We start from the raw sequence: 17,991 nt of genomic DNA on the forward strand, positions 1-17,991 counted from the left end.
ATTGGCGTTCACGCGCGCCCTAAATTAGGGCAAACCCTAGATGTTTTGGCTAGCAACGCCCATCAGCGTGCCTTACAATCGCTCATCAATATATAAAAAATGGTTACTTGATAATTAGACCAACTTGGAGCGCACTTTGAAAATACACAATCAACAAGATTTTGCCGCTGGCTTTATGTATATCGTCGTCGGCTTATTTTTTGCCAGCCTCGCTACTGGTTATCAAATGGGAACTGCCGCCAAAATGGGGCCTGGTTATTTCCCCTTTTGTTTAGGCATGCTCTTGGCTTTAATTGGCTTAGTCGTTTTGCTGAGTGCTGTCACCAAAAAGGCAGCTGACGTCAAACTAAAAAAATGGGATCTGAAAAGCGTCATTTGGATTACAGGTGCAGTAGTTCTTTACGGCGTACTACTAAGCACTATGGGATTTTTTGTTGCCCTCTTGGCCCTTGTTTTTGTTTCGGCCTCGGCTAGCCATGAATTTAAGTGGAAAGGTACCGTTATTAATGCCCTTATCTTACTGGTCTTCACGTATCTTGCTTTCGTAGTTGGGCTCAAGCTACAGTTTCCGCTGTGGCCTTTCTTCCTTAATAATTAACCGCAAAAGCCTAGGACACTGATATGGATCTGCTGAATAATTTAGCGCTGGGTTTTTCAACCGCATTAACCTTTCAAAATTTAATTTACTGTTTTCTGGGATGCTTGTTGGGCACCTTAATCGGCATTTTGCCTGGCCTTGGCCCAATTGCCACTATTGCCATGTTATTGCCAGCAACGTATGCATTACCCCCCATTGCTGCCCTCATTATGTTGGCGGGTATTTATTATGGCGCGCAGTATGGCGGCTCAACTACAGCCATCTTATTGAACATTCCCGGAGAAACATCTTCGGTTGTAACTGCAATTGATGGCTATCAAATGGCGCGACGAGGGCGAGCTGGAGTAGCGCTCTTTACTGCTGGTATGGGTTCATTTTTTGCCGGTTGCGTAGCGACTTTTATTTTGGCTACTTTTGCCGCACCCCTTTCACAACTAGCCTTTAAGTTTGGCCCGGCTGAATACTTTTCATTAATGGTGTTGGGCTTAATCGGTGCAGTGGTTTTGGCGTCGGGCTCACTTCTTAAAGCGATTGGCATGATTATTTTGGGTTTGCTCATGGGCCTAGTTGGTACCGACGTAAATTCAGGCGTGTCACGCTATGCCTTTGATGTGCCTGAACTGAGCGATGGTATTGGCTTTGTCAGTATTGCCATGGGTGTATTTGGCTTTGCTGAAATTATGATGAACTTAGAGCAAAAAGAAAAGCGGGAAAGTTTTTTAAATAAAGTGACTACCCTTATTCCAACATGGGATGATGTTAAGCGAATGGTGCCGTCAATCTTACGGGGAACGACAATAGGCTCGGTCTTGGGAATTTTGCCAGGCGGCGGTGCTGCTTTAGCTGCTTTTGGAGCCTATTCGGTTGAAAAGAAAACCTCAAAACACTCAGCTGAATTTGGGCAAGGTGCTATTGAAGGTGTTGCTGGCCCAGAAAGCGCGAATAATGCTGCAGCTCAAACTTCCTTTATTCCTTTGCTGACTTTAGGTATTCCACCCAATGCGGTGATGGCATTAATGGTGGGCGCGATGACCATTCACAATATTCAACCAGGTCCACAAGTGATGACCAGCAACCCTGCTTTATTTTGGGGCTTGATTGCGTCGATGTGGATTGGTAACTTGATGTTAATTCTGCTCAATTTACCGCTCATTGGTATGTGGGTACAGATATTGAAAATTCCGTATCGTTTTCTTTATCCCGCTATTTTGGTTTTCTGTTGTATCGGGGTTTACACCGTTAACAATACAGTCTTTGACGTGTACATCACCGCCACCTTTGGCATTATTGGCTACCTATTTTTTAAATTGGGTTGCGAACCCGCGCCGCTTTTATTAGGCTTTGTATTGGGCCCGATGATGGAAGAAAATTTCCGCCGCGCCTTATTACTCTCGCGAGGGGATTTTTCAACCTTTATTACCCGTCCACTTTCGCTGGGCCTCTTGGTGGCAGCAGCTTTAATGGTCGTGATTGTTGCTCTACCTGCGATCAAAAAAGGACGTGAAAAAGTCTTCGTCGAAGAGCTTTGACTTATCCTTACCTTCTCATCAAGCCCGCAGCCATCTGCGGGCTTTTTTCTTTCTCGAGTAGCGATCTTCTCTACAATTAGCGAATGTCACCAGAAAGCCCTAAAAATACCACCTCTAATAAGACAAAAGCGATAGCCGCTGAACCCTCTAATTTTCTGCGCCAAATTATCGAGCACGATTTAGCGCAACCCTTATACCAACAGCGTCCACTTCGTAACGATGCTGACGGTAATGCCTTACCCCCACTGATTACCCGCTTTCCTCCCGAGCCTAATGGCTATTTACATATTGGGCATGCTAAAAGTATTTGTCTCAATTTTGGTCTAGCTGCTGAATATCAAGCACGCGCAGGGGGTGCGCGTTGCAATATGCGCTTAGATGACACTAATCCAGTAAAAGAAGATGTTGAATACGTCGATAGCATTTTAGATGCGGTACGCTGGCTTGGTTTTGATTGGGAGGCAAATGGTCAAACCCATTTGCATTACGCCAGTGATTATTTCGCACAGCTCTATCAATTTGCTGAAGTTTTAATCGAACATGGCAAAGCGTATGTTGATAGCCAAACAGCCGATGAAATTCATGCTAAACGGGGCAATTTTAATCAAGCGGGACAAAATAGTCCTTATCGTAATCGCAGTGTAGAAGAAAATTTGCAACTTTTTCGCGCGATGCGGGCGGGTGAGTTTAGCGATGGACAGCATGTGCTTCGTCTAAAAATTGAGATGCAACACCCCAATATCGTCATGCGCGATCCAGTCATTTACCGCATTCGCCATGCGCACCACCATCGAACTGGTGACCAATGGTGTATTTATCCTTTATATGATTTTACCCACTGCATTTCTGATGCCCTTGAATTCGTGTCACATTCGATTTGTACCTTAGAGTTTGAAAATAATCGACCGCTCTATGATTGGATTCTGAACACCCTAAAAGAAGCCGGCGTCTTTAGTGATCCACTACCGCATCAGCACGAATTTGCGCGCCTCAATTTAACCTATACCCTCACTAGTAAACGTAAATTACTGCAATTAGTCGCAGAAAAATGTGTCGATGGCTGGGATGATCCACGGATGCCAACCATTGTGGGTATTCGTCGGCGCGGCTATACCCCTGAAAGTCTCCGCTTATTTTGTGAACGAATTAGCGTCTCGAAAGCCGACAGCTGGATCGATATGAGTACCTTAGAACAGGCTTTACGAGATGACCTAGATGCCAAGGCGCCGCGGGCTACTGCGGTACTAAAACCGTTAAAACTAGTGATCGAAAACTTTCCTGAAAATGGTTCTGAAGCCTGCTCGGCCCCACGTCATCCGCATCATCCTGAATGGGGTAAACGTGAATTTAACTTTACGCGTGAAGTTTGGATCGAGGCCGATGACTTTATGCTCGAACCCGTGAAGGGCTTTTTTCGACTTTATCCGCCCAGCAATGACCAAGCTGGTGGGCGCGTGCGACTACGCCATGGTTTTGTGATTGAATGTACTGGAGTTGAATTGGATAGCAATGGCCAGGTAAAACAAGTGAACGCGCGTTATTTTCCCGATAGCAAGAGTGGTACCCCAGGCTCAGACAACTATAAAGTGAAGGGTAATATCCACTGGCTCAGTGTGCTTGATGCCCTACCAGTTGAAGTGCGCTTGTATGATCACCTGTTTACGACCCCCCAACCCGACAGCGGTGAAAATAATTTCCTCGACTACCTTAACCCACATTCAAAACAGATTATTACCGCTTACCTCGAACCGAGCATGAAAAATGTACAAGCCGGCGAGCGCTTTCAGTTTGAACGTCATGGCTACTTTATAGCGGATGCCATCGACTCACAAGTTGGAAAGCCTGTCTTTAATCGGACGGTGGCACTAAAGGATACTTGGAAATAAAACTGGCGACGTTGGGATAGCGCAGGGCTATCCTTAACTCTTTCAGCCGGGAATTACTCACCCGCCGTGACTCACGCATAAACGACCAGAGCATTGGGCTTACTTTTTCCCTAACGGCGGCAGCGGTTAAACGAGGCGGCCGCTCAAGCTGATAAGCATCAGCAACTTGATCAAAATAATCGCCCATTTTCAGCTCTTCACCATCACAAGCATTGATGATGCGCTGGGGACGCCCACGAAATACTGCCGCGCAAATCAGGCGGGCTAAATCATCGCTCTGAATATGGTTTGAATAAGCATCTTCAGCGGCTAATAAAGCGGGGGTTCCCGCCTTCAGGCGCTCGATGGGCAATCGGTTGAGGTCGTAAATACCAGGCACCCGCAAAATCGTCAACCTTGCCCGCTGAGTTAAAGCAAAAGTCCGCAATACCTGCTCCGCATCGACGCGGCGCTTAGCCCGCTCACTTTGTGGGTCTATAGGGCTTGTTTCATGCACCCAAGAGCCATTGGCGTCACCGTATACCCCTGTGGTACTGACATAAATCAAGCGCCTGACGACACCGCCACCTTGGGCTAAAATTCGCAGTAGATTGCGGGTTCGGCGATCTTGATTACCTGAGTTAGGCGGTGGTGCTAAATGAATGACGGTTTCTGCTAATCCACTCAGACGCCATAAACTCTCAGGCTGATCAAGATTACCCAAAATAGGCAGTGCTCCTGCTTCTCGCAATGCTGGAAAACGCGTTAACTGAGAAGTTAGCGCAAAAATATGAAAAGCCGGTGCTAACTGCTTAACAACTCTTAGCCCTATATCTCCACATCCCACGATCAGGAGTCTAGGCTTAGCAAATGGGTGGGTGGCCTTACGCATGAGTTATATCGTACCGATTTATTGAAAGGAATGGGTTTTGGGGCATCGCGTCACACTGAAAGCTAGCGGTAAGGAGTTTATGGTCAACCAAGATGAAACTATTTTAGAGGCCGCCCTACGCCAAGGAATTAACTTACCTTACGGCTGCAAGAATGGTGCCTGTGGTTCTTGTAAGGGAAAAGTGATTTCAGGCCAAGTACAGCATGGCGAACATAGTGAGAGCGCTTTGAGTCGCGCTGAAGAATTAGCGGGTATGAGTCTGTTTTGCTGTGCACAAGCTACAGCCGATCTCATGATTGAAGTACGTGAAGTACAAGGGGGTAGTGATTTACCCGTTCGTAAAGTGCCCTGTCGCGTTAACACAATTACCCGCCCCACCACTGATGTGGCAATTTTGCAATTACAACTGCCGGCAGCTGAACGCTTTCAATATTTAGCTGGCCAATATATTGAATTTTTACTTAAAGATGGTCAGCGCCGCGCTTACTCTTTAGCCACTGCTCCCGAACACGATGGACCGCTTGAAGTGCAAATTCGACATTTGCCAGGCGGCATTTTTACTGATTTTGTGTTTGGACACAATCAGCCTAGTAGCGGCGCCACTAGCTCCAGCGCCTTGCCTACCCCATTTTTGCAAGAGAAAGCCATTTTACGTTTTGAAGGGCCCTTAGGTAGTTTCTTTTTGCGTGAAGAATCGACTAAACCCATCCTCTTTTTAGCAGCAGGCACCGGTATTGCCCCCATTAAGGCCATCATTGAACATATGCTTGCCAAAAAAATTCAGCGGCCTATCAGCCTCTATTGGGGTGGCCGGCGACCCACCGATCTTTATCTTGATGCACTGTGTAAAAGCTGGGCAAGCACCATCCCCGACTTTCACTATATTCCCGTTGTTTCAGATGCAATACCAACCGACCAGTGGCAAGGGCGAACGGGTTTTGTGCACCGTGCGGTGATGGCTGATTATCCTAGTCTGAAGGCCATGCAGGTTTATGCCTGTGGGGCACCAATCATGGTCAATGCAGCGCGAAGTGACTTTATTACCCAATGCCAATTACCTGAAGCCGAATTTTTTGCCGACTCGTTCACCAGTGCCGCCGATTTATCGCGCAGCTTAGATGAAACCGTTTCATAATTCAATTTTATTTAATTCAATTACTGCTCTCGCCTCATGACCAATACACCGCTTAATACAGCCGCCGTTATGTTTATCACCCCACGCCCAGAATTGGTGATGGTGCAAGGTGAGGGGTCTTGGCTAACCGATCAAAACGGCAAGCGCTATCTCGACTTTATGCAAGGTTGGGCCGTAAATTGCTTGGGGCATGCTAACGCTGGCATGATTGCGGCGCTAAATACCCAAGCCAAATTATTAATTAGTCCTAGCCCGGCGTTTTACAACGAACCCATGCTGCGTTTAGCAAATTTACTCACTGCACATAGTTGTTTTGATAAAGTTTTTTTTGCCAATAGTGGCGCTGAAGCAAATGAAGGCGCGATTAAGCTAGCGCGTAAATGGGGGCAACTCAATAAAGCAGGCGCCTTTGAAATTATTACCTTTGATCATGGCTTTCATGGGCGCACTCTAGCTACGATGAGTGCTTCTGGCAAACCGGGCTGGGATAGCATGTTTGCTCCCCAGGTCGCTGGCTTTCCGAAGGCCAATCTCAATGATCTGAGCTCGGTCATTGCCTGCATTACCGATAATACCGTGGCAGTAATGGTAGAGCCGGTACAAGGTGAAGGTGGCGTGATTCCCTGTACGCCTGAATTTATGCAAAATTTACGCCAACTCACGCAAGAGCGCAATATCTTATTGATAGTAGACGAAGTGCAATCGGGCAGCGGGCGAACCGGCAGCTTATTTGCTTATGAACAATTTGGCATTAAGCCCGACATCATGACTTTGGGTAAAGGGATTGGTGGTGGTGTACCCCTTGCTGCCCTCTTGGCGACCGATGCCGTAGCTTGCTTTGTCGCTGGCAATCAAGGTGGCACCTACAATGGCAACCCCCTAATGACAGCGGTAGGTATTAGTGTGGTTGAACAACTATTAGCTCCCCAATTTTTAGCGCAAGTACAGGCCAAAGGCGAGTTATTGCGTAATGAATTGCGTCAACTCGTTGCAGAATTTCAGTTAGAAGGTGAGCGCGGCATGGGTCTGTTACGGGCCTTAATGTTGGGCCGTGAGATTGGCCCTAAATTAGTAGAAATGGCTCGTGATCAAAATCCAGTAGGACTGTTGATTAATTCTCCACAGCCTGATTTATTGCGCTTTATGCCCGCCCTCAATACCAGTGACGACGACATTCGCTTAATGGCTTCAATGCTACGCGGATTACTCAAGCAATTAGCTTAAGCCCTTATTCGCCCAAGTAGGCCTGGCGGACTCTGGTATCGGCCATGAGCTCTGCACCAGATCCAGTCAAGGTAATCAGTCCGCTTTCCATGACATAAGCTCGTTGGGCAAGCTGCAAGGCTAAACGCGCATTTTGCTCTACCAATAAAATGGTGATTCCAGTTTTAGTTAAAGAATGAATCACATTAAAAATGGTTTCCACCATCAGTGGTGCTAGACCCATTGATGGTTCATCTAACAATAATAATTTCGGTTGCGCCATTAGCGCCCTGCCCATTGCTACCATCTGCTGTTCTCCGCCAGAAAGCGTGCCAGCCATTTGCGTGCTGCGCTCTTCTAAGCGCGGGAAAAAAGTGTAAACCTGATCTAAAAGGCGCTTAAATTCAGCTGGATTTTCCTGTAGAAAAGCGCCCATTTGTAAATTCTCGAAGACGTTCATACGTTTAAATACGCCACGTCCTTCGGGTACCAAACTGCAGCCCTGTTTGACTAGTTCATACGCGGGTAGATGCGTGACGATGTGACCCGCAAACCGAACCTCGCCACTACTTGCAGGAACGATTCCTGATAAGGCATTGAGGGTTGAGCTTTTGCCAGCGCCATTAGCACCAATTAAAGCCACCATTTCCCCTTGCTCTATATAAAAATCAATGCCCTTGACAGCAGATATGCCGCCATAATTCACTTTTAGGCCGCTAACTTCCAAGATATTCATGGGCTATTACCCAAATAGGCTTTAATCACTGCAGGACTGTTACGAACCTCAGCTGGACTCCCAACGGCAATGGTCTTGCCGTAATCCAATACCGTGAGGCTATCGCAGATACCCATCACCAAACTAACATCATGTTCAATTAATAGAATGGTTTTGCCATCAACCCGAATTTGCAACAGTAATTCACGTAAAGCTAATTTTTCAGTCGCATTCATCCCCGCTGCAGGCTCATCGAGCGCCAATAACAAAGGGTCAGTAGCTAAAGCGCGAGCAATTTCTAAGCGGCGTTGATGCCCATACGATAAATTGATGGCAGTATGATCAGCAAAATCGCCTAAACCAACATAGCGTAAGAGCGCAAACGATTTTTCTCTAATTGCCCGTTCTTCCTGCCGCACCTGTTGACCCCGCAAAATAGCACCAATTACCCCCGTATGTGAACGACAATGGCACCCCACCATCACATTTTCTAAAGCAGTCATCGCCCCAAACAAGCGAATATTTTGAAAAGTCCGGGCTATTCCTGCTTGCGTTACTTGGGCTACTGAATGAGGCGAATAAAATTGGCCGTTAAATTGAAAGAGCCCGCTATTAGCAGAATACAGACCCGTTATTAGATTAAAAAAGGTGGTTTTGCCTGCGCCATTCGGGCCAATTAAACCAACAATACTGCCGCTTGGCACCCTTAAACCAACGTTATCTAAAGCGTGTACTCCGCCAAAAAATTTTGATACGTTAGTAACATCGAGCAACACACTCATGACGTAGATGCTCCCCGCTTTTGCCATATTCCTTTGGGGCGATAGAGCATAATCAAAATTAAAGCCAAGCCATAAATCAATTGGCGCATAATTTCTGCATCAACCAGGACATGCCCAAACAGCGCATTTTGTAGGGGTTGCACGACCCCACGCAACACTTCGGGGAAAATGGCTAGCAATACGGCGCCCAAAATCACTCCGGGTATATGGCCTATACCACCCAAAACTACCATCGCTAAAACCACAATCGATTCCCATAGGGTAAAGGACTCTGGTGAAACAAAACCTTGAAAAGAAGCAAATAAAACGCCCGCCACTCCAGCAAATGAAGCACCAATGGCAAACGCCAATAATTTTAAATTGCGCGTATTAATCCCCATTGCTTGGGCGGCAATTTCATCCTCACGAATGGCTACCCAAGCTCGGCCAATACGCGAATTTTGTAAACGCATGCAGATTACTGTAGCAATACATGCTAAAACGAGAAAGAGATAGAAAATTAAATATAAAGCGGGTACTTGGATAAAACCAAGGTCTAATGATTTAGCAAAAGAAATACCAAAGAGTTCGATTGAGTCGATTGCACGTATTCCCTTAGGCCCATTCGTGAGATTCATGGGTCGATCTAAATTATTTAAAAAAATGCGAATGATTTCACCAAAACCTAAAGTGACTATCGCCAGATAGTCGCCCCGTAGTTTCAGCGTTGGCACGCCTAAAATAACGCCAAATGTCGCCGCTAAGACTGCCCCAATCAAACAAGCAAGCCATATGAGGCTATGCAAACCTTCTGGAAATAATACGGCAATCGCCGCAAACGATTGGGTTAGATGAGGCGATGCCAGTAACGCAAAAGTATAGGCGCCCAAGGCATAAAATGCGATAAAACCTAAATCGAGTAAACCAGCAAATCCCACTACAACATTTAAACCTAACGCTAAAATCACATAGAGCAAAGCAAAATCCAGCACGCGCACCCAGTAATTACCGCCAACAGATCCAACGCACCAAGGCAAAATGAGGAGGCTTAACATTGCCAACCACAAAAACATGCGCCGCTGGGAAATAAAATTAAGCACGATCGGAAACTCGTTCGCCCAGTAATCCACTCGGACGCAATACTAAGACCACAATGAGCACTATGAAAGCAAAAATATCTTGGTAATTAGAGCCTAATACGCCACCAGTTAAATCGCCGATATAACCAGCTCCTAACGATTCAATTAAACCTAATAGTAGCCCCCCAAGCATCGCCCCACGGATATTACCAATGCCGCCTAAAACTGCGGCAGTAAATGCTTTCAGACCTGGTATGAAGCCCATATAAAAATTTGCATTGCCATAGTTGGTCGCTATCATGACACCAGCCAAGCCCGCCAAAGCGCCACCCAACATAAAGGTAATCGAAATAACCCGATTGGGATTAACCCCCATGAGTGCGGCAATTTTGGTTTGTTCGGCCGTTGCCCGCATGGCACGGCCTAAGCGCGTGCGCTCGACCAAGAGTAATAAAGCACACATCACTAAAAAAGCGACGGCAATAATAACGAGCTCTTTACCGGTAATTGTGACCGCACTATTAAATAATTGAATCGGTAGCGCTGGCAACAACTGCGGGTACATCAGCGGGTCACGTGACCAAACCATCATGGCAATAGTTTGCAATAAAACCGACATGCCGATAGCTGAAATCAGTGGCGCAAGCCGTGGTGCATTCCGCAATGGCCGATAAGCTACTCGCTCGATCGTGTAACTGAGCGCGGCACACGTTGCCATGGTGATTGGCAAGACCAACACTAATACCAACCAGCCAGGCAAGAAAGGGGCAAAGCCCATCAGGCCCTGAATTAGAGTGAGTGAAACCAAAGCGCCGATCATTAGCACTTCACCATGGGCAAAGTTAATAATGCCGAGTACGCCATAAACCATGGTGTAACCCAAGGCAATTAAGGCATAAATGCTCCCTAAAACTAGACCATTAACTAGTTGCTGGAGGAATGTTTCCATCCGCCCATTTACATCTTGACGATATCAAGTACCGATTTCTTTTTATCTTTATATTCGTAAAGAGAAATAACGCCATGCTGCAAATCTCCCTGTTTATCAAAGGCCACGTTACCGGTTAAGCCATTCATTTGGGTATCGGGCATGACTAACAAAATTTTATCCGCAGCAGTTGACTTCGCGCGCTTCATTGCATCTACTAAAACATAAACTGCATCATAGGTGAAGGGGGAATAAATTTGCACTTCAGTATTAAAGCGCTCTTTATAACGCTTTTGAAAATCATTGCCATTGGCCATTTTGCTCAGAGCCATGCCAGCCTCTGAGCAAGTTACATTAACCACTGCGTCACCCGCTAACTCGGCTAACTTTTCAGTGCACATACCATCGCCACCCACGATCTTAGCGGTAATGCCTAACTCTTTAGCCTGTTTAGCCAAAGGCCCGCCAGTCGCATCCATGCCGCCATACATAATCACGTCAGGTTTGGACCCTTTAATTTTGGTCAAAATAGCTTTGAAATCAGTAGCCTTATTATTGCTAGCTTCACGAGCCACAATTTTAAGGCCGGCGGCTTTTACGGTTTTCTCAAACTCATCAGCCAAGCCTTTGCCATATTGAGTGGCATCGTCAATAATGGCAACCGATTTAGCTTGTAGTTTTTGTGTAACATAGTTAGCGAGCGCAGGCCCTTGCTGTGCATCTGTCGCCACCAAACGGTAAGTCGTTTTAAAACCTTGTTTGGTATATTCAGGATTGGTTGCCGAAGGTGATATTTGGGTAATACCTGCATCGCTATAAATTTTTGAAGCAGGAATGCTGGTGCCAGAATTGAGGTGGCCTACGACTCCAACCACCTTACTGTCGACTAATTTTTGCGCGACTTGGGTAGCGGTCTTTGGATCTTCAGCATCATCCTCTGGTACTAAAGTCAGGAATATTTTTTTACCCTCAATCATTAAGCCGGTTTTATTAATTTCTTCAATTGCCAAACGTGCACCATTTTCATTGTCCTTACCAAGGTGGGCAATGGGTCCAGTTAAAGGCGCAACGTGGCCAATCTTCACTTCAGTGGCATCGGCTGGAACTGCTGCAGCCGTTTTTTTATCGCTTTTGCCGCAGGCGCCCAAAAGAGATATGCAGGCAATGGCACTCACTGCAATAGTGATTTGGCGAAAGGTAAGACGCTGAGATAAAGCTTGCATATAGGTCACTCCTAATTTGAATTAATCGACTAAACTTTTTGGCAAAGAAAAAACCGTATCTTCCACTACCCCCGGTAAAGAATGCACTTTTCTTGGTCCCAATTCCTGAATACGTTGCACAATTGCCTGCGCTAAGGTTTCGGGGGCAGAAGCTCCAGCAGTCAGACCAACCCGTTTTTTACCAACGAACCAATCGGCCTGTAATTGATCGGGGGAGTCAACCATGTAGGCTGGAACCCCAAGTTTTTCAGCCAATTCACGCAAGCGATTCGAGTTCGAACTCATCTTACTTCCCACCACAATAACAACATCGACTTGCGGAGCCATAAATTTCACTGCATCTTGGCGATTTTGAGTGGCATAACAAATATCTTGTTTGCGGGGTTTTATGATTTGTGGAAATTTCTGCGTTAATGCATCAACAATTTCTTTCGTTTCATCTACTGATAATGTAGTTTGGGTAACAAAAGCTAACTTGGTCTGGGCTGGAAAACTCAGTTTAGCAACATCGGCCAAACTTTCAATTAAAAAGATACCTGCATTCACTTGGCCCATTGTGCCCTCTACCTCAGGATGACCGGCATGCCCAATCATCAATACAGTAAACCCGTCTTTACACATCTTGACAACTTCAACGTGCACTTTCGACACCAAAGGGCAAGTGGCATCATAAATTTGCAAGCCCCGCGCTGCTGCATCGCGCCGCACTTCTTGCGAAACGCCATGGGCACTAAACACCACGATTGCGCCCTTTGGTACTTCGGCAAGCTCTTCAACAAAAATTGCGCCTTTTGTACGCAGCTCTTCGACCACATACACGTTGTGCACAATTTCATGGCGCACATAAATTGGCGCCCCAAAGCGTTGCAATGCTTCATTAACGATATTAATTGCACGGTCTACTCCAGCACAAAAACCGCGTGGCTGCGCCAAGATAATTTGGTCGGAATCGGAATTCATCATTTAAAGAATAGCAATAATTTGTGCTTCGAAGGTAACGGGCTTTCCTGCCAAGGGATGATTGAAATCAAACCAAGCCCCTCCAGAGTCAATCGACTGCATGACACCCGCATATTGGGCGCCATTCGGGGCATTAAATTCCACTACATCACCCACCGTAAATGCAGGCGCATCTGCTTTGGCATTTTTCTGTAGTGCGGCCAAAGAAACCCATTGCACCAATTCTTCGTTACGCAACCCAAAACTTGCTTCTGGTGGAATCACTGTCGTTTTATGTTCACCCACTTGAAGTCCGATTAAAACATTTTCAAAACAAGGTGCAAATTGACCCGAACCCAAAAGCAAGGTCGCCGGCCGATCGCCAAAGGTATTTACAAAACTGTCCCCGTTGGGCAATCCCAAACGATAGTTCAAGGTCAAGTAGGAATTGGGCATAACCTGAGTTTTAGTCATTCTGCAATTGTAGCGACGCCTGCCCCTTTGGTGCAGGGGGCTATTAAGCAATGGCCGATAGCCCTACAGCCACGTGAAAAATTGCGTTTGGAGGGCGCCCAATCCTTAAGTGATGCTGAACTTCTGGCAATCTTTTTACGGGTGGGCGTGCGCGGTAAAAGTGCCGTGGCTTTAGCGCATGATTTATTGCAGGCATTCGGTAGCCTGGCCGCACTTTTAACCTGTAGTCTCGAAGAGATTTCCCGGCACCACGGCATTGGCCTCTCAAAATGGTCACAAATACAGGCTGCCTATGAATTGGTTAAACGAAGCCTAGAGGAGGACATTCACACTAGTGCTGCACTGACCTCGCCGCAGCAGCTAAAGGCCTTTCTACAAACCCAAATTGGGCATCTGCCGCACGAAGTGTTTCTCTGTCTTTACCTCGACTCACAAAATTGCCTAATCGAGTGCCAAGAGCTCTTTCGGGGCTCCATTACACAAACCGCTGTCTACCCTCGGGAAATTTTAAAAGAAGCCTTAAACCGAAATGCCAGCGCCCTGATCGTGGCTCACAATCACCCGAGCGGCAATCCCTTGCCGAGCGCAGCCGACATCGCCCTGACGAAAGCCCTGCATACTGCCTTGCAATTAGTTGATATTCCCCTGCTTGACCACTGCATCGTGAGTCATGCCGGTTTTTTCTCCTTTTTAGATTCAGGCTTAATTAATAAGGATTAAAATGAAAGTAAACACTAACTTCTTAGACTCAAAAATGCCTTCACTGCCCGCTCCATTCTATAAAAGCATGAAGGGACTAGCCCATTTAGCCCTTTGCCTGATACAATCTACCCTTTTCGCAATTAAGGAGTCGTGTCATGGCAAAAGTTTGCCAAGTCACTGGGAAAAAGCCGATGGTTGGCAATAATGTTTCCCATGCAAACAATAAAACGAAGCGTCGCTTTTTGCCAAATTTGCAAAATCGTCGCTTTTGGATTGAATCAGAAAACCGCTGGATTAGCTTACGCTTGACCACTGCTGGTTTGCGCTTAATCGACAAGAATGGCATCGATGCTGTACTCGTTGATTTACGTGCTCGTGGCCAAATTTAAGGGAGTTCAAAATGGCTAAAGGCGGTAGAGAAAAAATTAAGTTGGAGTCTTCAGCTGGTACTGGACACTTTTACACCACCACAAAAAACAAGCGCACTAAACCTGAAAAATTGGAGATCTCGAAGTTTGATCCCACGATTCGCAAGCATGTGCCTTATAAAGAAACAAAACTAAAGTAATTTAGTTTGGCAATAAAAAACCCGCAAAGTTAATCAACGATGCGGGTTTTTTTATGGGTATGAAGAGTTTAAGCGTAGCGCCGTAAGCGTAAAGAAAAATCTCTTAAGCTTGTTAAGCCACTGGCCTCGGCCTGATGACACCAGGTGCGCAGTTGCGCAACTAATTGCTCGCCAGTAGAGTTTGAACGCTGCCAAATGGCTTGTAAGTCGCGACGCATTTCAATCATGATGCGCAATTGCGGGTTACTGGCCATTAACTCTTCGAGTTTGCTTTTTTCTGCTGGAGTCAGACGTGCTTCATCTTTACCAAGCCAACTGCGGGCATCTTTTAAATGCGTAGCAACCACTTGCATATGCTGCATTTCATTCTTAAAAAAGCGTCTTAGGGTCTTGCTATAGCGGTCCATTATCTCGTAACGATTGGCAATGATTGCCTCTAGGGTATCTTGATCTGCGGGGCGCACGGGCACTAGTACTGGCTTGGGTGGCGTTTTTTTCACTGTTGCCATACCTACTGCGCTAAGCATGCGAATATAGAGCCAGCCAATATCAAACTCGTACCACTTATTTGAAAGCTTGGCACTTGAGGCGAAGGTGTGGTGATTGTTATGGAGCTCTTCACCACCAATCAAAATTCCCCAAGGCACGATATTGGTAGAGGCATCTTCACAATCAAAATTTCGATAGCCCCAAAAATGACCAATGCCATTAATTACGCCCGCGGCTGTAATTGGAATCCAGAGCATTTGTACGGCCCAAACAGTTGCGCCAATCGCGCCAAATAAAAAGACATCGATGATCAACATTAAACCGACGCCTTGCCAAGAAAATTTGGTGTAAATATTTTTTTCAATCCAGTCATCGGGCGTACCATGTCCAAATTTACTTAAGGTTTCTGGCTTATTTGCCTCTGCTTTATAAAGCTCAACCCCGCGCAAAAGCACGGTTTTAATTCCCACGATTTGAGGGCTATGGGGGTCTTCAGGAGTTTCGCAACGCGCATGGTGTTTACGGTGCACTGCCGCCCACTCTTTCGTGACCATCCCAGTAGTTAGCCATAGCCACAGTCGAAAAAAATGTGCTGCAAGCGGATGTAAATCGAGTGCACGATGAGCCTGACAACGATGCAAATAAATGGTTACGGCTGCAATGGTGATATGGGTAGCAATTAAAGTAAACAAAACAATTTGCCACCAAGCCCAATTTAAATAGCCATGGGCAAGCCCGGCGAGTAAATTATCTGAAAGATTCTGTAAAAAGCTGGAATTCAAGCGCTTACCTCTTGGTTTATATAGTAGTTACCCTTATTTTACGCCTTGCGCCTAAAAACAGCAGCGAAGAACCCATCGGTGCCATGTAAATGTGGCCAAAGCTGCCACCAAGGGTTATCAGGACTGGTTCCTAAGGGTCTTTCCCCATCTATAAAGTGGTCTTTTAAGGCTTCGGCGGCTGGAATAACCTCAAATTCAGGGTGTTTAACTAAAAAATCTTCGGCAATCGCTTGATTTTCGGCGGGCAATAAGCTGCAGGTGCCATATACAAGACGTCCCCCTGGTTTTAATAAACGACTAGCAGATGCCAAAATGCTGGCTTGCTTCGCATTTAATTCGGCCACCCCAGCCAAGCTTTGGCGCCATTTTAAATCGGGATTGCGGCGCAAGGTGCCAATACCACTGCAGGGCGAATCAACTAAAACCCGGTCAATTTTGCCGGCTAGGCGCTTAATCTTTGCATCGTTTTCACTATCAATCCACACTGGGTGCACATTCGATAAACCGCTGCGCGCTAGCCGTGGCTTTAAATTAGCCAGTCGCCGTGCTGAGGTATCAAATGCGTAAAGTCGTCCAGTTGAACGCATGATCGCACCAATTGCAAGCGTTTTGCCACCTGCACCAGCACAAAAATCAACCACCATTTCGCCGCGTTTGGGAGCGAGTAAATAGCACAGTAATTGGCTGCCCTCATCCTGCACTTCTAAATGCCCTGCTTTAAACCAAGTTGAATTTTGCAAAGCGGGCTTACCTTTAATCCGTAAACCCTCAGGTGCAAATGGGGTAGGCTCAGCTAGGTAGCGTCCACCTAAGGCATTCATCTCTTCCATGAGCTTGTCACGGCTGGTTTTCATCGTATTAGCGCGCAAATCTAAAGGCGCGGGTTTCATGAGCGCTTGGGCTAAAGCTTCACGCTGTTCAATGCCAGGCGAGGTAGCAAAAGCCTGCCACAACCACTCGGGTAAATTATTGCGCACCATCGGTGCAAGAGTGCCGTGATCGAGCTGTGCATAACGTAATAGCCATTCATATTCGCCAGGCTGCAGCACAAAAGCCAAGTCGGCTAAGGCACTTTCAGCGCGATTAGCGGAGCCTAAGCCGCCTTCAGAAAGCGCTGACATCATGCCTAATAAAGCCAAACGTCGTGCTAAGGAACCGCTGCCGCTAGCAGCAAATTGCGCCATTTCATTTTTACGCCGCAACACGGCAAAAGCACTTTCAGCAATTAAAGCGCGGTCGCGATTACCTAAGCGTGGTTCAGCGCGAAAATAGCGGCTAACTAAACGGTCAGCCGCCTCAGCAAATTTTAGAAGCTCAGGTAATAGTCGTTCTAAATGCAAGGCGTGCTGGGGCAGCGCTTTGGCATGCGAAAAATTCTTTTGTCCAACGGGTGCTGCAGCGGTCTTAGCATCTTTACGTTTAGCCCGATTAGAGCGCGTATAAGATCCGGCATTATTCCAATCGGCCTTCACAAACTGCCGCTGGCAAAAAATTGGGTTTCAGGGGGGCTTAATTTCACTTTATTACCTTCTATGCGTAAACGGTCATCAATGAACCATTTTACGGCCCGCGGATAAATCTGATGTTCTAGGCGCAAAACCCGAGCCGCTAACTGAGCCTCATTCTCGCCAGCCAACACAGTTAACTCTGCCTGACAAATAATGGGGCCTTCATCGACCCCTGTGGTCACAAAATGGACTGTGGCTCCATGCTTGTGAGCACCTGCCTCAAGCGCCCGTTGATGCGTATGCAGGCCAGCAAAGTGAGGCAATAAAGAGGGGTGAATATTCACTAATCGCCCCTCATACTGATGAATGAAGCCAGCGGTAAGAATGCGCATAAAGCCTGCTAAAACGACTAAATTTGGCTTTAATTCTTCAATCTTCGCGATTAAAGCGGCATCAAAAGTCTCGCGACTGACAAAATCGCGATGATCAATAATAAAAGTGGGAATGCCGACCTCACGGGCAAAATCAAGGCCTTTGGCTTGCGGATGGTTGGCAATTACCCCTGCAAAATGGGCTGGCCAAGCCTCTTTTTGAGCCATTTTGACAATGGCTTCAAAATTAGAACCCCGACCAGAAATTAAGCTAACAATTGATTTCATGA

General features: G+C 46.5%; 19 protein-coding genes. 8 read left to right on the top strand and 11 right to left on the bottom strand.

What is annotated here, in order from left to right:
• Positions 1–136: 136 nt before the first annotated feature.
• From LZT22_RS10020 to LZT22_RS10030, 3 genes are all read left to right on the top strand, one after another.
• Positions 137–598: a tripartite tricarboxylate transporter TctB family protein gene (locus LZT22_RS10020; RefSeq protein ID WP_233925062.1), complete on the top strand. Its 462-nt coding sequence runs from the start codon at positions 137–139 to the stop codon at positions 596–598.
• Between the two features lie 23 nt (positions 599–621).
• The gene (locus LZT22_RS10025) at positions 622–2,127 is read left to right on the top strand and encodes a tripartite tricarboxylate transporter permease (protein ID WP_233925063.1); all 1,506 of its coding nucleotides are present in this window, start codon (positions 622–624) and stop codon (positions 2,125–2,127) included.
• Between the two features lie 83 nt (positions 2,128–2,210).
• Positions 2,211–4,013 (top strand): glutamine--tRNA ligase/YqeY domain fusion protein, encoded by a 1,803-nt coding sequence (locus LZT22_RS10030; RefSeq protein WP_233925064.1) that lies wholly within the window; start codon positions 2,211–2,213, stop codon positions 4,011–4,013.
• Here LZT22_RS10030 and LZT22_RS10035 read toward each other — a convergent pair.
• The gene (locus LZT22_RS10035; RefSeq protein ID WP_233925065.1) at positions 3,976–4,884 is read right to left on the bottom strand and encodes an SDR family oxidoreductase; all 909 of its coding nucleotides are present in this window, start codon (positions 4,882–4,884) and stop codon (positions 3,976–3,978) included. The genes LZT22_RS10030 and LZT22_RS10035 overlap by 38 nt on opposite strands.
• Before the next feature lie 37 nt (positions 4,885–4,921).
• Between LZT22_RS10035 and LZT22_RS10040 the strand changes: the two genes are divergently transcribed.
• Both LZT22_RS10040 and LZT22_RS10045 read left to right on the top strand, forming a co-directional pair.
• Positions 4,922–6,019 carry a CDP-6-deoxy-delta-3,4-glucoseen reductase gene (locus LZT22_RS10040; protein ID WP_233925066.1) on the top strand — a complete coding sequence of 366 codons (1,098 nt, stop codon included), beginning with the start codon at positions 4,922–4,924 and terminating at the stop codon, positions 6,017–6,019.
• 36 nt (positions 6,020–6,055) lie between these two features.
• On the top strand, positions 6,056–7,243 hold the full coding sequence (locus LZT22_RS10045) for an acetylornithine transaminase (protein ID WP_233925067.1): 1,188 nt from the start codon (positions 6,056–6,058) through the stop codon (positions 7,241–7,243).
• A 4-nt stretch (positions 7,244–7,247) separates the two neighbouring features.
• Here LZT22_RS10045 and LZT22_RS10050 read toward each other — a convergent pair whose 3' ends face one another.
• From LZT22_RS10050 to LZT22_RS10080, 7 genes are read right to left on the bottom strand one after another with little or no spacing between them, the layout of a single operon-like run.
• Positions 7,248–7,958: an ABC transporter ATP-binding protein gene (locus LZT22_RS10050; RefSeq protein WP_233925068.1), complete on the bottom strand. Its 711-nt coding sequence runs from the start codon at positions 7,956–7,958 to the stop codon at positions 7,248–7,250.
• On the bottom strand, positions 7,955–8,746 hold the full coding sequence (locus tag LZT22_RS10055) for an ABC transporter ATP-binding protein (protein ID WP_370635217.1): 792 nt from the start codon (positions 8,744–8,746) through the stop codon (positions 7,955–7,957). The genes LZT22_RS10050 and LZT22_RS10055 overlap by 4 nt, the downstream gene beginning before the upstream one ends.
• Complete coding sequence (locus LZT22_RS10060) at positions 8,716–9,771, bottom strand: ABC transporter ATP-binding protein (protein ID WP_233925149.1); 1,056 nt, start codon at positions 9,769–9,771, stop codon at positions 8,716–8,718. The genes LZT22_RS10055 and LZT22_RS10060 overlap by 31 nt, the downstream gene beginning before the upstream one ends.
• Before the next feature lie 19 nt (positions 9,772–9,790).
• On the bottom strand, positions 9,791–10,726 hold the full coding sequence (locus tag LZT22_RS10065; RefSeq protein ID WP_233925069.1) for a branched-chain amino acid ABC transporter permease: 936 nt from the start codon (positions 10,724–10,726) through the stop codon (positions 9,791–9,793).
• Positions 10,727–10,734: 8 nt separating this feature from the next.
• Entirely contained in the window at positions 10,735–11,928 is a 1,194-nt protein-coding gene (locus LZT22_RS10070; protein WP_233925070.1) for a branched-chain amino acid ABC transporter substrate-binding protein, read from the bottom strand.
• A 21-nt stretch (positions 11,929–11,949) separates the two neighbouring features.
• Positions 11,950–12,888: a 4-hydroxy-3-methylbut-2-enyl diphosphate reductase gene (gene ispH, locus LZT22_RS10075; protein WP_370635218.1), complete on the bottom strand. Its 939-nt coding sequence runs from the start codon at positions 12,886–12,888 to the stop codon at positions 11,950–11,952.
• Positions 12,889–12,891: 3 nt separating this feature from the next.
• Positions 12,892–13,341 carry a peptidylprolyl isomerase gene (locus LZT22_RS10080; protein WP_233925072.1) on the bottom strand — a complete coding sequence of 150 codons (450 nt, stop codon included), beginning with the start codon at positions 13,339–13,341 and terminating at the stop codon, positions 12,892–12,894.
• A gap of 27 nt (positions 13,342–13,368) precedes the next feature.
• On the opposite strand from LZT22_RS10080, the gene radC reads away from it, so the two are divergent.
• The 3 genes from radC (at position 13,369) to rpmG (ending at position 14,611) form a co-directional block, all read left to right on the top strand.
• Positions 13,369–14,061 carry a DNA repair protein RadC gene (gene radC / locus LZT22_RS10085; protein ID WP_233925073.1) on the top strand — a complete coding sequence of 231 codons (693 nt, stop codon included), beginning with the start codon at positions 13,369–13,371 and terminating at the stop codon, positions 14,059–14,061.
• Positions 14,062–14,198: 137 nt separating this feature from the next.
• Positions 14,199–14,432 carry a 50S ribosomal protein L28 gene (gene rpmB / locus LZT22_RS10090; RefSeq protein ID WP_233925075.1) on the top strand — a complete coding sequence of 78 codons (234 nt, stop codon included), beginning with the start codon at positions 14,199–14,201 and terminating at the stop codon, positions 14,430–14,432.
• Between the two features lie 11 nt (positions 14,433–14,443).
• Positions 14,444–14,611 (top strand): 50S ribosomal protein L33, encoded by a 168-nt coding sequence (rpmG, locus tag LZT22_RS10095; protein ID WP_233925077.1) that lies wholly within the window; start codon positions 14,444–14,446, stop codon positions 14,609–14,611.
• Between the two features lie 68 nt (positions 14,612–14,679).
• On the opposite strand, the gene LZT22_RS10100 is transcribed toward rpmG, so the two are convergent.
• The 3 genes from LZT22_RS10100 to purN are packed head-to-tail and all read right to left on the bottom strand — an operon-like array spanning position 14,680 to position 17,989.
• Positions 14,680–15,882, bottom strand: a complete 1,203-nt coding sequence (locus LZT22_RS10100; RefSeq protein ID WP_233925079.1) for a fatty acid desaturase — start codon at positions 15,880–15,882, stop codon at positions 14,680–14,682.
• 38 nt (positions 15,883–15,920) lie between these two features.
• Positions 15,921–17,354: an RsmB/NOP family class I SAM-dependent RNA methyltransferase gene (locus LZT22_RS10105; protein ID WP_370635219.1), complete on the bottom strand. Its 1,434-nt coding sequence runs from the start codon at positions 17,352–17,354 to the stop codon at positions 15,921–15,923.
• Positions 17,351–17,989 carry a phosphoribosylglycinamide formyltransferase gene (purN, locus tag LZT22_RS10110; protein WP_233925081.1) on the bottom strand — a complete coding sequence of 213 codons (639 nt, stop codon included), beginning with the start codon at positions 17,987–17,989 and terminating at the stop codon, positions 17,351–17,353. Before purN ends, LZT22_RS10105 begins: the two co-directional genes overlap by 4 nt.
• Between the last annotated feature and the right edge of the window lie 2 nt (positions 17,990–17,991).

Source organism: Polynucleobacter sp. IMCC 29146 (assembly GCF_021395195.1).
Taxonomy (GTDB): Bacteria; Pseudomonadota; Gammaproteobacteria; order Burkholderiales; family Burkholderiaceae; genus Polynucleobacter.

What these genes read in the sequence shown, in the direction of transcription:
- ispH (WP_370635218.1), bottom strand. Translation starts at nt 12,888, where the DNA reads ATGAATTCCGATTCCGACCAAATTATCTTGGCGCAGCCACGCGGTTTT.
- LZT22_RS10025 (WP_233925063.1), top strand. Translation starts at nt 622, where the DNA reads ATGGATCTGCTGAATAATTTAGCGCTGGGTTTTTCAACCGCATTAACC.
- LZT22_RS10070 (WP_233925070.1), bottom strand. Translation starts at nt 11,928, where the DNA reads ATGCAAGCTTTATCTCAGCGTCTTACCTTTCGCCAAATCACTATTGCA.
- LZT22_RS10050 (WP_233925068.1), bottom strand. Translation starts at nt 7,958, where the DNA reads ATGAATATCTTGGAAGTTAGCGGCCTAAAAGTGAATTATGGCGGCATA.
- purN (WP_233925081.1), bottom strand. Translation starts at nt 17,989, where the DNA reads ATGAAATCAATTGTTAGCTTAATTTCTGGTCGGGGTTCTAATTTTGAA.
- LZT22_RS10080 (WP_233925072.1), bottom strand. Translation starts at nt 13,341, where the DNA reads ATGACTAAAACTCAGGTTATGCCCAATTCCTACTTGACCTTGAACTAT.
- LZT22_RS10055 (WP_370635217.1), bottom strand. Translation starts at nt 8,746, where the DNA reads ATGGCAAAAGCGGGGAGCATCTACGTCATGAGTGTGTTGCTCGATGTT.
- LZT22_RS10045 (WP_233925067.1), top strand. Translation starts at nt 6,056, where the DNA reads ATGACCAATACACCGCTTAATACAGCCGCCGTTATGTTTATCACCCCA.
- LZT22_RS10030 (WP_233925064.1), top strand. Translation starts at nt 2,211, where the DNA reads ATGTCACCAGAAAGCCCTAAAAATACCACCTCTAATAAGACAAAAGCG.
- LZT22_RS10060 (WP_233925149.1), bottom strand. Translation starts at nt 9,771, where the DNA reads ATGTTTTTGTGGTTGGCAATGTTAAGCCTCCTCATTTTGCCTTGGTGC.
- LZT22_RS10035 (WP_233925065.1), bottom strand. Translation starts at nt 4,884, where the DNA reads ATGCGTAAGGCCACCCACCCATTTGCTAAGCCTAGACTCCTGATCGTG.
- rpmB (WP_233925075.1), top strand. Translation starts at nt 14,199, where the DNA reads ATGGCAAAAGTTTGCCAAGTCACTGGGAAAAAGCCGATGGTTGGCAAT.
- LZT22_RS10065 (WP_233925069.1), bottom strand. Translation starts at nt 10,726, where the DNA reads ATGGAAACATTCCTCCAGCAACTAGTTAATGGTCTAGTTTTAGGGAGC.
- rpmG (WP_233925077.1), top strand. Translation starts at nt 14,444, where the DNA reads ATGGCTAAAGGCGGTAGAGAAAAAATTAAGTTGGAGTCTTCAGCTGGT.